10 protein-coding genes are annotated in these 14,750 nt (G+C 38.9%); 6 read left to right on the top strand and 4 right to left on the bottom strand.

Going from position 1 to position 14,750, the window contains the following annotated elements; all coding sequences use genetic code 11:
* Positions 1 to 234 precede the first annotated feature (234 nt).
* Together gppA and rhlB are read right to left on the bottom strand one after the other, a co-directional pair.
* Positions 235 to 1,728, bottom strand: coding sequence for a guanosine-5'-triphosphate,3'-diphosphate diphosphatase (gene gppA / locus I6F48_RS12725; RefSeq protein ID WP_166377832.1), 1,494 nt, complete (start codon positions 1,726 to 1,728; stop codon positions 235 to 237).
* Between the two features lie 43 nt (positions 1,729 to 1,771).
* Positions 1,772 to 3,049, bottom strand: coding sequence for an ATP-dependent RNA helicase RhlB (rhlB, locus tag I6F48_RS12720; RefSeq protein ID WP_165741477.1), 1,278 nt, complete (start codon positions 3,047 to 3,049; stop codon positions 1,772 to 1,774).
* Positions 3,050 to 3,140: 91 nt separating this feature from the next.
* On the opposite strand from rhlB, the gene trxA reads away from it, so the two are divergent.
* Both trxA and rho read left to right on the top strand, forming a co-directional pair.
* Positions 3,141 to 3,467 carry a thioredoxin TrxA gene (gene trxA, locus I6F48_RS12715; RefSeq protein ID WP_002960942.1) on the top strand — a complete coding sequence of 109 codons (327 nt, stop codon included), beginning with the start codon at positions 3,141 to 3,143 and terminating at the stop codon, positions 3,465 to 3,467.
* A 185-nt stretch (positions 3,468 to 3,652) separates the two neighbouring features.
* Positions 3,653 to 4,912 carry a transcription termination factor Rho gene (rho, locus tag I6F48_RS12710; RefSeq protein ID WP_166419578.1) on the top strand — a complete coding sequence of 420 codons (1,260 nt, stop codon included), beginning with the start codon at positions 3,653 to 3,655 and terminating at the stop codon, positions 4,910 to 4,912.
* A gap of 63 nt (positions 4,913 to 4,975) precedes the next feature.
* Here rho and I6F48_RS12705 read toward each other — a convergent pair whose 3' ends face one another.
* On the bottom strand, positions 4,976 to 7,795 hold the full coding sequence (locus tag I6F48_RS12705; RefSeq protein ID WP_007580583.1) for an ATP-binding protein: 2,820 nt from the start codon (positions 7,793 to 7,795) through the stop codon (positions 4,976 to 4,978).
* Between the two features lie 76 nt (positions 7,796 to 7,871).
* On the opposite strand from I6F48_RS12705, the gene I6F48_RS12700 reads away from it, so the two are divergent.
* Positions 7,872 to 8,444 carry a DNA-J related domain-containing protein gene (locus tag I6F48_RS12700; protein ID WP_121954361.1) on the top strand — a complete coding sequence of 191 codons (573 nt, stop codon included), beginning with the start codon at positions 7,872 to 7,874 and terminating at the stop codon, positions 8,442 to 8,444.
* Positions 8,445 to 8,466: 22 nt separating this feature from the next.
* Here I6F48_RS12700 and dbpA read toward each other — a convergent pair whose 3' ends face one another.
* Positions 8,467 to 9,855 (bottom strand): ATP-dependent RNA helicase DbpA, encoded by a 1,389-nt coding sequence (dbpA, locus tag I6F48_RS12695; protein ID WP_007580581.1) that lies wholly within the window; start codon positions 9,853 to 9,855, stop codon positions 8,467 to 8,469.
* Positions 9,856 to 10,046: 191 nt separating this feature from the next.
* On the opposite strand from dbpA, the gene I6F48_RS12690 reads away from it, so the two are divergent.
* The 3 genes from I6F48_RS12690 to I6F48_RS12680 all read left to right on the top strand — a co-directional run bounded on the left by I6F48_RS12690 (position 10,047) and on the right by I6F48_RS12680 (position 14,734).
* A complete protein-coding gene (locus I6F48_RS12690) occupies positions 10,047 to 12,125 on the top strand; it encodes a TonB-dependent siderophore receptor (RefSeq protein WP_197119570.1) in 2,079 nt (692 codons plus the stop codon).
* Positions 12,126 to 12,305: 180 nt separating this feature from the next.
* Positions 12,306 to 13,706, top strand: coding sequence for a M20/M25/M40 family metallo-hydrolase (locus I6F48_RS12685; RefSeq protein ID WP_165739343.1), 1,401 nt, complete (start codon positions 12,306 to 12,308; stop codon positions 13,704 to 13,706).
* An 86-nt stretch (positions 13,707 to 13,792) separates the two neighbouring features.
* Positions 13,793 to 14,734, top strand: a complete 942-nt coding sequence (locus I6F48_RS12680; protein ID WP_024589662.1) for a tetratricopeptide repeat protein — start codon at positions 13,793 to 13,795, stop codon at positions 14,732 to 14,734.
* Positions 14,735 to 14,750 lie beyond the last annotated feature (16 nt).

Here is a 14,750-nt window from a genome sequence, read left to right as displayed (position 1 = left end):
TTAGTTTTAAACTTTCTTTTGGAAGATTTAAAACCGAAGTTTTATTTAACTCTCTGAGTTGTTCCTGCCTCGCTATGCGTTGGCGTTTCCCGTCTCAGTGGGGTCGCATTATAGGGAGATCCGAAAACAGATCAACCTTTTTTTGAAGAAAACTTGAAATAATGTGCCGTTCGCACATATTTGCATCGAAATGGTTACTTTAAACACTAAAAAGGCCCTGATGGGCCTTTTTAATTAGTTTACTATGAGCTTCCACCCAAGTTTACCTTGCTGTTTAGACTCTTGTTGTAGCTCGCTGGCCATTAATGGATGATCTTTTAACCAGTTACTTTCAAACTTAAGGTCTAACACTTCATTTTTAGCAGTTAACTCAAACATAGGCAGTACATCATCTTGTCTGCGCATTGATAAGATGACTGCTATCCGTAGTAATCTCACTATATATTGCGCCAATAGACTATTTACGCCGAGTGAATTAAAACAGCCTTTTGGAAAATCAGAACGATGCGCATCCGCTACCGCTACTATTAATTTATGCTCTGACTGTGAAAAACCAGGCATATCAGTATTTTCCAAAATATAAGCGGTGTGTTTATGGTACTGCTTATATTCTATTAGTAATCCAATCTCATGAAGCTGAGCTACCGCTTTTAATAGTGGTAACCCATTTAAACTTTCAATTGGCCAATCTTTATCAATACTTACCGCTAACTGCATAGCTAAGCTTGAAACCCGACACGCTTGTTTTTGATCAACGTGATAACGACTCATAAACCCATCAACTGTGCGTTTACGAATGTCGTTATTATGAAACTCCGGAACCATGCTATATAAAACGCCTTCACGCAGTGCTCCACCCGCCAATCCCATTTTTTCTATTTCAAGAGATTCAAATAGTGCGATTAAGATTGCGAGCCCTGATACAAATACCAGTCGACGGTCTTCACTTAATCCAGGAAGGTCTAGCGCTGCAATAGTGCTAAATGCAATTGCTTGCTCTTTTATAGTGTTGAGCTTTTCAAGCGTAAGTAAATCGTCAAGATTTTGAGCGACCATAATTTCTTGAATTGCTTGCACTGTGCCAGAAGCACCAGATGCAATTTGCCATCCCGCTGTTTTATATTCTGGAGAAATTTCATCAATGACTGTACGAGCTGCTTTTATGGCTGCGTTAAAGTTACTCTTACTTAATTGGCAGTCTTTGAAATAGCGTTCAAGATAGGTAACACACCCCATATTGAGGCTTTTGTAATGTAAGGCATCAAATGCTTTACCAATTACAACTTCGGTACTTGCACCACCAATATCAATAACAAGCTGTTTGCCAGTACAAGATGAAGTATGAGCAACACCTTTATAAATTGTACGCGCTTCTAATTCTCCGCTAATAACATTAATGTTATGGCCAAGAATCTTTTCTGCATGATTTTTGAATACTTCGGCGTTAGTGGCTAGCCGTAAGGTGGCTGTTGCTACTATGGTGATGTTTTTATCTGGGATATCTTGTAGACGCTCAGCAAAAAGGGCAAGGCATTCCCAGCCTCGCTGCATTGCTTCAGTGCTCAATACGTTATCTTTATCAAGCCCTGCGGCTAATCGGACTTTGCGTTTAACACGTCCAATTGTTTGTAGACCGCCAGCAATTGATTTGGCTATAAGCATATGAAAGCTATTTGAGCCCAAATCAATAACTGCGTACACATTTTTTTGCGGTTTAAGTTGCCCCACCGTTCAAAAACCTCTAGTTACTACTACTTATACAAACGGTCGTTTACGACCGTCCTTTTTGGTAACTATTATTTGGGCGACGTCCGCTGTTATTACTACGGTTACGTGGACCTGTTGAATAGTTGCGCTTTCTTTGAATGATAGGCTGAGTTAAATCATCTAGCAATGCTGTTTTATCATAATGTGATAAAGGAATGCTGTGCTCTATATATTCTTCAATTTCATGCAGGTTATATGCATATTGCTCACATGCAAAACTAATTGCGTGGCCTGATGCACCAGCGCGGCCAGTACGACCAATACGGTGAACATAATCTTCACAATCGTCAGGTAAATCAAAGTTAAATACATGACTTACTTCTGGAATATGAAGACCACGCGCTGCAACATCAGTCGCAACTAAAAAGTCTAAGTCGCCTTTGCTAAACTGCGCTAATATAGTTTGGCGTTTTTTCTGGTTAACATCACCAGTAAGCATACCTACACGATGACCGTCTGACTTAAGCCAAGCATATACTGTTTCACAACTGTGCTTGGTATTTGCAAACACGATTGCTTTCTCTGGCCATTCTTCTTCAATTAAGCTTAACAACAGCTTAATTTTATCTTCTTGCGAAGGATGAAATAGCTCTTCTTGAATACGTTTACCCGTTTTAACGTCAGGTTCAATTTGAACATGTTCTGGGTTTGTCATGTGCTCAAAAGCTAATTCTTGTACGCGATACGACAATGTGGCAGAAAATAATAAGTTTAAACGCTTTGATGTATCTGGCATACGATCGAACATATAGCGAATATCTTTGATAAAACCTAAATCGAACATACGATCAGCTTCGTCAAGCACGACTACCTCAATTTCATTAAGGGTGTAACAGCCTTGCTTATACAGATCAATTAGACGACCTGTAGTACCAATTAAAATATCAACGCCTTTTTCTAGTTGTGCACGTTGTTTTTCGTAATCTTCGCCACCATATACTAAACCTAAGTTAAGATTACAGTGCGGCGCTAAAATTTTAGCATCTTTGTGTATCTGAATCGCAAGCTCCCGAGTAGGGGCCATGATCAGGGCTCTTGGATGTTTACTAGGTGCTTTGCTAGATTGTAATAACCGATGGCACGTGGCAGTTAAAAACGCCAACGTTTTGCCTGTACCTGTTTGAGCTTGGCCCGCGATATCGCGTCCATCACAAATAAAAGGTAGGCATTTTGCTTGAATAGGTGTGCAATATTCAAACCCATTCTCGGTTAAACCGGCAACCACTTCCGGTGCGATAGCAAAGTCTGAAAACTTTTTATCGGTTAAATGTGTCTTAGTCATAGCGTTTAAGCATAACGTTTAAACTTGCAATAAGAAACAAGAGTGTTTAAATACGCACTAAATATTTCGCCTAACTAAATCGGAGAGCGCAATGAGCGAGAAAATAATCCAAATTACTGACGATAGCTTTGAAGCTGACGTATTACAATCTGACAAACCAGTACTAGTAGATTTCTGGGCTGAATGGTGTGGACCTTGTAAAATGATCGCCCCTATTCTTCACGAAGTTGCTGATGAATACGACAGCCGTGTGACTGTTGCTAAATTAAACATTGACCAAAATGCTGGCACACCGCCAAAATTTGGTATTCGTGGTATCCCTACTTTACTTCTTTTTAAAGATGGTCAAGTAGCTGCAACGAAAGTAGGTGCTCTTTCAAAAACTCAACTTATTGAGTTTTTAGAAAACAACATCTAACTGTAAGCTAGAACAATAAAAAGGGCTTTTTGCCCTTTTTTAAATTTATTTTGTATAAAGACTGGACGCTTTGCCAGTGAACTGCTAGTTTATAAAGCCAACTAATCCTTAGTTATATTCAACAAACCTCACTCAACGATCAAAGCGATTTTGAGTATGACAACTGTAATAAAGAACCCACCAATATGCATTTACGCGAATTAAAAGACAAGTCCATTAAAGAGCTTGTAGACTTAGCTGAGTCCATGGGGCTCGAAAACGTAGCCCGCTTAAGAAAGCAAGATATCATTTTTGCCATTCTTAAATCCCATGCCAAAGGCGGAGAGAATATCTTCGGCGGCGGTGTATTAGAGATTTTACAAGATGGTTTCGGCTTCTTAAGATCATCAGAAGCCTCTTACTTAGCTGGCCCAGATGACATTTATGTTTCACCTAGCCAAATTCGCCGTTTCAGCATGCGTACTGGCGATTCAATTTCAGGTCTTATTCGTCCACCTAAAGACGGTGAACGTTACTTTGCTTTACTTAAAGTAAATGAAGTTAACTTTGATAAACCTGAAAACTCTCGAACTAAAATTCTTTTTGAAAACCTTACTCCATTACATGCAAACGAACGTTTTCGCATGGAACGTGGTAACGGCAGTAAAGAAGATATTACAGCCCGTGTACTTGATTTAGCATCTCCTATTGGCCGCGGCCAACGTGGTTTGTTAGTAGCTCCGCCAAAAGCGGGTAAAACAATGCTACTTCAAAATATTGCGCAATCAATTACGCATAACCATCCAGATGCAACATTAATGGTATTACTGATTGATGAGCGTCCGGAAGAAGTAACAGAGATGCAGCGCCTAGTTAAAGGTGAGGTTATTGCATCAACGTTCGATGAACCAGCTTCTCGCCACGTACAAGTTGCCGAAATGGTTATCGAAAAAGCAAAACGCCTAGTTGAACATAAAAAAGATGTTGTTATCTTATTGGATTCAATCACTCGTTTAGCACGTGCTTATAACACCGTTATTCCTTCATCAGGTAAAGTACTTACTGGTGGTGTTGACGCTAACGCATTACATAAACCTAAGCGCTTCTTTGGTGCTGCACGTAACGTTGAGGAAGGTGGTAGCTTAACAATCATAGCTACAGCTCTTATCGATACTGGCTCTAAAATGGATGAAGTTATCTACGAAGAGTTTAAAGGTACTGGTAACATGGAACTTCACCTTAACCGTAAAATTGCGGAAAGACGTGTATTCCCAGCTATCGACTTTAACCGCTCAGGTACTCGTCGTGAAGAATTACTAACAAAACCAGATGAACTTCAAAAGCTTTGGATTTTACGTAAAATTGTTCATGACATGTCAGAAATTGATGCAATGGAATTCTTAATCGATAAACTATCGATGAGCAAAACCAATGATGAATTTTTTGATTCGATGAGACGCCAATAAAAGCGTTTTAATTGAATAAAAAAGCGCCTTAGGCGCTTTTTTTGTGTCTGGATTAAATACAGTTTAACTTTCATTATACTTTTTAAGTACACCCTGCAGCGTATCAACGAGCGCTTTAAAATCATTTGCACTGCTTTTTTGGCTTCTGCGTAGAAGTGCTCTGTCTAAATTTTTAGCCGATTGCGCAATTTCATCCAAACCAAACATTTGTGCAGCCCCTAAAATGCGATGGCTATCTTTTTGTAGCGCATCTAAATCTTCGCTTATAAAATGCTGCGTAATCGTTTCACTCTCCAAAGCAAAGCTCTGCTTGAAACTAATCACAAGATCGCTCATATCAACTTCATTTTGCTTTGTAATTGGCTGATCTTCTGCATTATGTAGGTGACTAGAAAGCGCTTTATAAAATGACTCTTTGTCTATCGGTTTACCTAAGTAACCAGTAAACCCTAACTCTAAATAACCATCCACTTCATGACTCATAGCATTTGCTGTTAAAGCAAAAATAGGTCGCTCAAAACCACATTGTTTTAATAGCTGAAAAGCAGAACGCCCATCCATCACTGGCATTTGAATATCGAGCAATACCAAATCTGGATATTCTTTTAAGCACTGCTCTACCGCTTGCTCACCATTTTCAACAGCAATAACCTCGAGTCCCATTGAGCGTAAATAACGACTTATTAACCTACGATTATCAGGATGATCCTCCGCAAGTACAACACGCCCTGCTAATTGCTTATTTGCCTTAGGAGCACTTTGAGTTTCAATCATGCTTTGAGATTTATTTACTTCTGCGCACGGTAAAAAGAACGAAAACTGACTGCCCTTTTTGTATTCGCTTTGTACGCTGATATAACCACCCATCATCGCAGCTAATTGTTGCGATAAGCTAAGGCCTAACCCTGTACCACCAAAGCGACGGCTAATGCTGTTATCAGCTTGGCTAAAGCATTCAAAAATAAGCTTTAACTGTTTAGAGCTCATACCAATACCGGTATCTTTTACAATAATAACTAGTCCTTGCTCACTCTTATTTAATGCAATAATGATCTGCCCTGAATGAGTAAACTTAATAGCATTTGCACATAAGTTTATAAGAATCTGCTTTACGCGTATTAAATCCAGCTTAGTGTAAAACTCATTACCCACTTGATTGTCTAAAATAAGATGTAGATTTTTTGCTTTTGCTTGGGTGATAAACATTGCGTGCACATCATTTACGAGCTCTACAATATCAAAGCACGAAATATTTAACTCTAATCTATTGGCTTCAATTTTACTTAAATCGAGTACATCATTTATTAAGCTTTTTAAATGGTCACTGTGACGCTGAATTACTCTTAATTCATCTTTAAGTGACTCAGGCTCATATAATTCATTAATTAAAGCATCTGTTTGCCCTAAAATAGCCGTTAGTGGAGTGCGAATTTCGTGACTAATATTAGCCAAAAACTGGCTTTTAACATCGTTGGCTTCTCTCAGCTCTTGTGCAATTGCCTGCAATTCTGCAGTACGTTGCGTAACTTGTTCTGTTAACTGCTGCTTAGCGCGTTTTTCTGCACCACGGCGATAAAGCGCAATACCAGTTACGACAACTAAAAGTAATAGTAAAAAAGAGAATAAAGTAAGCTGAGAACGCTGCGACATTTTTAGCTCTTGCACACGGCGATCTTGTTTAAGTTTTTCTATCTCTTGGTTTAATTGCGTTGCTTTAAATTGATGCTGAAGTACCGCTAGTGCATTTATAATTGCCGTACTTCTGAGCTTTCGCAACTCACTAATATATTTTTGTTGCAAAGCCATTGCGCTTGAATAATCGCCTTTACTGGCTTCAAGAAGTGCTTTGGCCCCCAAGCTCTCTCTAATTATTCGCTCACTACCATATTCATGAGCAAGTAAAATTGCTCTATCTAAATTTATTTGCGCCTCTTCTAAGTTGCCCTTAACAAACTGAATTTTAGCCAGCGCATGTAGCGCATTAAGCTCTAAATTATGGTTATCTATTTTAAGGGCGTAGTACTCACCTAATTTAGCTTGCTCGTACGCTTCATCCACTTTTTTTAATACTAAATTAGTATTTGCTAGGTTTGTATATTGTGTAGATAACTTATTGTAATCATTAGCTGAAATATAATAGCGTAGCGCTAGCTGGTAATAATGCAGTGCTAAGTCAAATTGATTACTCTCCATATGGGCAACACCCATATTGTTATATACCTGCGCAATACCGCTTTTATCATCTAATCGTTGATAAACCTTAAGTACATCTTGATAAAGACCAAACGCACTATCGTAGCGTGATAAGCGTATATAAACGCCTGCTATATTAAGTAGTATATCGGTTTTATCTTGCTCGCTGCCGTACGCCTCGTAGATAGCTTTTGCTTTTAAATAAAACTCTAGGGTATCGCCTAGCTTATTCATATTAAAATAGGCCAAACCAATATTATTTAATAAGTTTGCCTGCTCTAGTAATTGCTTATTCTTTTCTGCTAATGCTAGGGTACGGGTATATTCAATAATCGCTTTTTGAAATAAGCCTTGATAAAAAAGTACAACACCTTGCATTTTTATTGCACGAAAGTGCTCATCAGGGAAGAAAGTATCCGAAGTATGTTGTTCAAGTAATTTAAAGTAATGTAATGAGTCTTTAAAATTATCAACCGATAACGCAGTATTACCCAATGCCGAATAAACAGCGACACGCTCTTTTTTGGAGGCATTTTTATTAGCAAGTAGCATGTTTGCTAATTGTAATTTAGGCTCCCACTGCACTTCGTTTTTGAATTGCTCAAATAACGAATCATTATTTTGGGCATAGCTAGGAGCTATTAGTACACAGCATATAGTAAATAAGAGGCATTTTAACTTGCCCAGCATAATTTTAATCCTTCAAACCGTTACTTATATCAGTGTAATCTTTATTGAAGATACACCAACTACTAGGACCTAAACAATGCTTAACCCACTGATTGATGAGATTTTTGAGCTAATACTAACAAAGCAGGTTTGGCAAGTTCATACTTTAGCAGCAGAACTGACAAACCGCAGCGCTATGACCACTCTCGATAAAAGTCCTGAACGTGATTTATTTAAACGTAACTTTTTAATTATGAATGCACTGTACCAACTGCAGGCACAATTACGCCCTCAGAGTTTACTCATTTCAGCTCTGCATATCGAGCTTTTAGAAAAAGGAGATAATAGTTTAGTAACAACAAGCGAAAATTTGCGAGATTATTATTTAGATTGGCATAATTACGATACCAGTGAAGAGCAGATTGATGAGCTTTTAAATAGCTTTTGGCGTCAGTTTAAAACGATATCACCACAACAGACTTTAAATGAAAATGAATTTAAAGCATTGGCTTTAGAATGGAAGTTACCTGAAAATTTCACTCTTAAAAATGTTCAAAAGCGCTGGAGACAACTTGCATTACAAGTGCACCCAGATAAACCAAATGGCTGTGAAGTTGAGTTTAAAAAAATACAAACACAATACGAGCAGCTAAAGGTAGCTGCTCGTTAATCTATTAATTTAGAAGTTTAAATTAACGAGTAAGGCGACGTGCGCGTATTTTACGCCCTTTAATATTGCCTTCGGTTAATTTACGAAGCGCAGGTTTTAATGAGTTACGCTCAACAGCAACAAACGCTACGTTATCAAGTACGTTAATTTTACCCACCTGACGACCTGCAACCCCATCTTTACCCGTTAAAGCACCTAAAATATCACCTGCACGTACTTTTTGTTTTTTACCTGAATCAATCATCAAAGTAACCATTTCAGGGCGGTACGGTGGCTTGTCTAATAAATTAAATGGTGGCATTTGCTCTGGAGTAATATCACGTTCGTAATGTTCGCCTATTTGAGCAATTTTAAACGCTTCTGCTTCACCGTAAATAGAACATGCAATGCCCTTTTTACCAGCGCGACCAGTACGACCAACACGATGCACATGTGTTTGCGTGTCATGTGCTAAATGGTAGTTAATCACCATATCCATGTCGTCAATATCTAAACCACGTGCAGCAACATCGGTTGCAACAAGTATTGAAGCACTTTTATTTGAAAAGTGAATTAACGTACGTTCACGATCGCGCTGTTCTAAATCACCGTGTAGCGAAACAGCACTAAAGCCTTCATCAGCTAAATCGTCACACACTTGTTGTGTTTCTACTTTAGTATTACAAAACACAACACAGCTTTGTGGTGTAAATTTAAGTAATAATAATTTTAGCGTTGGATAGCGCTGCTTATTATTATCCATTTTGTAGAAGTACTGCTTAATTGTGCTTTTGGCTTGCTCTTCTTCTACTTTAACCATTTCTGGATTTTTAAGTACACGCTTAGCAATTGCTTCAATAGCTCTTGGGAATGTTGCACTAAATAACAATGTTTGACGATTTTGTGGAATGCGCTCAATAATTGCATCAAGTGTATCTTGAAAACCCATATCAAGCATTTGATCGGCTTCATCAAGTACCAATGTTTCAACATCATCTAAACGTAAAGTACCTTTACGAATATGGTCATCAACACGCCCAGGTGTACCAACAATAATATGCGCGCCATGTTCAAGCGAGCCTATTTGTGGACCAATTGATACACCGCCACATAACGTTAATATTTTAATGTTATGGATACCGCGCGCTAATTTGCGCATTTCAACCGCAACCTGCTCAGCAAGCTCTCGGGTTGGGCATAAAACTAACGACTGAATACGAAAGCGTTTTACGTTTAATTTAGCGAGTACACCCAAGCTAAACGCAGCAGTTTTACCTGAACCGGTTTTTGCCTGAGCAATGATGTCTTTACCAGCAAGTACAGGCGGTAAACTTTGCGCTTGTACAGGTGTCATGTGGGCATAGCCAAGTGTTGATAAATTATCAACGAGTCCAGCTGGTAAAGCCAAAGATGAAAAAGCAGTTGAAGTCACAGTAAGTTCCATAGCAATAAAAATAACATGGGGGAAAGCCCCACTAAATATGTTGCTAATAATAGCAGAATTCGCAATTGGCAACCATTAACAAACACACTATAAAGCATGTTAATAAAAGATGTTGAAAATGATAGTAATTTGCATTAGGATCTCGATTGTTTTTTACATAACTGCGCTGGAAGCAATCAATGAAACTGAATTCTCTTTACATAGCACTATTAGCAAGCATTACAACAAACACATACGCAAACACTACTGACCTTGAGCGTATAGAAGTAAAAGGTAGCTACTTTAACGATTACAAAGTAGATAACGCTAATGGCGCAATGAGAACATCAGCTTCTTTACTTGAAACCGCACAATCTGTAACCGTAATAACCGACACTATTATTAGTGAGCAACTTGCCACTACCCTTGGCGAAGTACTCACAAATGACGCAAGCTTAACTGCAGGCTCACAACAACGAAATCGTGAGGTATTTAACTTACGTGGGTTTGAGCTAAGCTCATCAACAGGTTATTTACGTGATGGGCATCAGCATTGGTCGCACTACCAACAACCAATCGAAATTTTACAACAAGTTGAAGTAATTAAAGGCCCATCGAGCATTTTATATGGTCAATCAGGTCCGGGTGGCTTGGTGAACATGGTTACTAAAAAGCCTACAGCACAAACATTATTTAATGCCAGTGCCGATGTAGATCAGCATGGTTCAACTCGCTTTATGGTAGATGCTGCAGGCGCCTTGACTGAATCTGAAGATTTACGTGCTCGTGGTATTTTAGTTAAACAAGATGTTGATTACTGGCGTGAATACCAAAACGGTGAAAACCGCGAGCGTGACCGCTTTTTAGGTGCTTTAGTTGTAGATTACGATATTAGCGACAACGCATTAGTACGTGTGCATTACGACCGCACAGACGACGAAGCAGGTTTAGATACTGGCGCATGGATAGACGATAATGCCAATGTAATTGGTGATGATAAAACAATCCGTGATATGTCTTGGGCATTTACCGACATAACCGTAGAAAACCTAGGTGTAGACCTAGAAGTATTTTTAACCGATAACTGGCAAGTAAAGCTTGGCTATAACGAACAAACGTTTGAGCGCCAACGCTTTGAATCAGCACCGAATATGCCAAGTGACTTTGTTGAAGGCGATAGTTATGAATCTCGCCCTTACGACCGTTTTGATGATTGGCAATTTAAAACTGCATTTATTGATTTTATTGGTGAATTTAAAACAGGTAGCTTACAGCACCAATTTTTAATTGGCGCAAACTCGCTTGATTATTACTACGGGCAACGTCGTACCTCTGCCGACTCTTTTGATTTTTCTGCAGGACAAGCAGAACCATCTCGTCCATCAGTAAGCTATAAAACAGATGATACAGTAAGCGAAACTGAATACGACTACTACGGAATTTACGTTCAAGACTTAATTTCGTTCTCGCCTGAGTGGCAACTATCATTGGGTGGTCGTTACGACAAACAAACACGAGAAGATGCAGATAACGAATCATTTGTACCAAAAGTAGGCGTGCTTTATCACCCAAATGCTTCTGCAACTATATACGCTAGTTACTCAGAAGGTTTCGAGCCTCAAGGCAGTGAAACATTAATTGATGAAACAGATGTAAATAACGGTATGAAATTAGATGCTATTACATCTGAGCAAAGAGAAATTGGTATTAAATGGCAATTATTTGATGACCGCCTAATGCTTACCAGTGCTATTTTTGATATTAGCAAAGAAGGTACTCTTGTTAGCGAACAACTTGAAGTTCCTATTGGGTCATTCACAAGTGAAACAAACCAAGTAGGTGAACAACGCCATAAAGGTTTTGAGCTAAGCGCACAAGGTGCCGCTACTGACCGCTTATTTGTTATGGCATCAACTATGTATCTAGATGCTAACTTTGAACGCGATGAAGTATTGGAAGGTAAACGCCCTACCGATGCACCAAAATGGTCGGCATCACTTTGGACGCGTTATGAATTAAACGACGCCATTGCACTTAATGCTGGTGCTTTTTACGAAGGTGAGCGCTTTGCCGATAGCGCCAATACAATTACTAAAGATGCATATACGCGTGTTGATGTAGGTGCAACTTATAAGTTTAACTTAAGTAATACCGATATTAACTTACGCCTTAACATCGAAAACTTATTTGATAAAAGCTATTTAGGTGGTGGCGGCACAAATAATGTAACTGTTGGCGAGGGCACAAATCTTCGTTTAGCTGCGCAATTTAGCTTTTAAATAAATGCCTTAAATAACAGCTTTAAAATATAGCCCGCGTACATTTACGCGGGCTTTTTTATATCTAAATATTCACACCTAACAGCTTTAAACCTATTACAAAGCCTATTCATCTCATCTATTTTTTATCATGTTTGTTACATGCTCTAATAGCGCTAATTATTAAAAAGGCCTACCAAAATGAAAAAATTAATTACCGCACTGCTGCTTACTAGCAGTATGGCTGCAAACGCTAACAGCGCCGAATTTACCCAAAAGCAATTACAACAAGTAGACAAAGTGCGCACCTCTGCACTAAATAGTGATTTAAGTTATAAATTACTAGAGTCATTAACAACTGAAGTAGGCCCACGCCTTCCTGGTACCGAAAACGATAAAAAAGCCGTGGCATGGGCTCAAGCCAAATTTAATGAACTGGGCTTTGATAAAGTATGGTTAGAAAAAGCCACATTTCCTGAATGGCGCCGTTATAGCGAAAGCGGAAAAATACTAACACCAAGCGAGCAACCACTGCACTTAACTGCATTAGGTAACAGTATAAGCACGCCAAAAGATGGGATTACAGCGCCGGTTGTATTATTCGAAACACTTGATGAATTAAAAGCCGCACCGGCAAACAGTTTAAAAGGTAAAATTGCGTATATTAATTACCGTATGAACCGCGACATAGACGGGAATGGTTACGGACCTGCTGTAAAAGCACGCGGTACAGGCGCTATAGAAGCATCTAAAAAAGGCGCTGTTGCCTACATGATGCGCTCGGTTAGTACCGGTCATCATCGCTTTGCACACACTGGCGGTAGTTACTACAAAGAAGGTGTTACAAAAATACCTAACGTAACAATTGCTAACCCAGATGCAGATCAAATAGCACGCTTAGTTGCTTTAAATAAAGAAGTGTCGGTAAATATTAATGTGCAAACCGAAAGCCTTGGTGAAGGCACTGGTTATAACGTTATTGGCCAATTTAATGGTACCGAAAACCCTGAGCAATATGTATTAATTGGGGGGCATTTAGATTCTTGGGACTTAGGGACTGGCGCATTAGATGACGGCGCAGGCGTTGCACTAACAATGGCAGCCGCTAAACATATTAGCGATGTAAAACGCCCTAAGCGCAGTATTCGTGTGGTACTTTTTGCAGCTGAAGAGCTAGGTCTTTGGGGGGCAAAAGCTTATTTTGCAGAGCATAAAAACGAGCTAAGCAATATTGTTGCAGCCGCTGAGTCTGATTTTGGCGCCGATGTTGTATATGCTTTTGAGTCGAACGTAAGCGCAGAGTCACTTCCTGTAGTTCGCGCTATAGCAAAAGAACTTGCGCCGTTAAATATTGAGCACATTGGTAAAAACCAAGCGAATGGTGGCCCCGATCTAATTCCACTTAAAGCAGCAACGTCAGCGCCTATTTTTGAACTTGCTCAAGATGGAACAGATTACTTTGATTACCACCATACAGCTGACGATACGCTTGATAAAGTGACACCTGCTAAGCTTCGTCAAAATACCGCTGCATATGCTGTATTTGCTCTAATGGCTGCCGATGCAAAAACCACTATCAAGCCTAAAGCTCAAAATAAGTAATAACAGACATACTTACTTACAGTTTGTAGCTTTAACTAACACGCTTCTTGTTTTACCTTTAGGTAATTAAACAAGGAGCGTGCTTTATGTTACTTTTCAACACGAGTGAATCATTTCCACATTTTGCACAAATAACACGCTGCCCTCACTGCCAAAGCGACGCCTACCATTTAGTAAATAAAAGCCGCTATTTACGATTTAGCATTTTACCTATGCTTGCCTTAAAATTAAGCTATAAACGCGAGTGCTATCAATGCGGAAAAAGCGAACCTGTTAAAATACCGCAACTACCGTTAATAGAAAAACTAAGCCTACCTAAATACTTTATTGGCGTATTTTTATTGCTTTGGATTGTTTCGTTTTTTTATCAACAACACCTTGATACCGAGACTCAAAAGCAAAGCTATTTGAATACACCTAAAATATATGACACCTACTTAGTACACGCCGACAAATTTACACACGAACCCTGGACCCTAACCAATTTAAGAATTGCTCAAGTTTTAAGTTTTGATAAGCAGTTTATTACCTTTCAGATAAGCAACTACAGCTATAAACGTAATAATAGTATTACCTTGGCAATGCGTACCAGCCAACTAATTCAAGACAATTACTTCTCCACTAAAACAATCACCCTCCCTCGTGATGAAGTAAAGCGTTTGTATAAAGACGAAGCTATTTATGACGTGCTGCGACCTTATGCCAACAGCCTTTATGGCGGGTTTGTGATGTTTCCTCCCAAACCTAAGCCACTATATAAAGGTTTAAAACTCGATAAAAACAATCAACAAGGCATTATTTATTTTAAAGATAAGTTGTTTTTTGAAGCATTTAATAGCTTTAAGCTAGCTGCTGAAGCGGGTTCTCAATGGGGGCAATTAAATTTAGCGCAAATGTATCGTGATGGTCAGGGAATAGCTCAAAATTATCAACAGGCTATTTATTGGTATAAAAAGGCCATTGAGCAAAAAAATACTAAAGCACAATTTGAATTAGAATCGCTTTGTAAAATAGCTAACTGTGAATGAGTGAATTTAAATATAG

The organism is Pseudoalteromonas sp. SWYJ118, assembly GCF_015864505.1.
GTDB classification, from domain to species: domain Bacteria; phylum Pseudomonadota; class Gammaproteobacteria; order Enterobacterales; family Alteromonadaceae; genus Pseudoalteromonas; species Pseudoalteromonas arctica.
The sequence above is the reverse complement of the archived record's forward strand: the minus strand, read 5'-3'. Positions and strand labels throughout refer to the sequence as shown.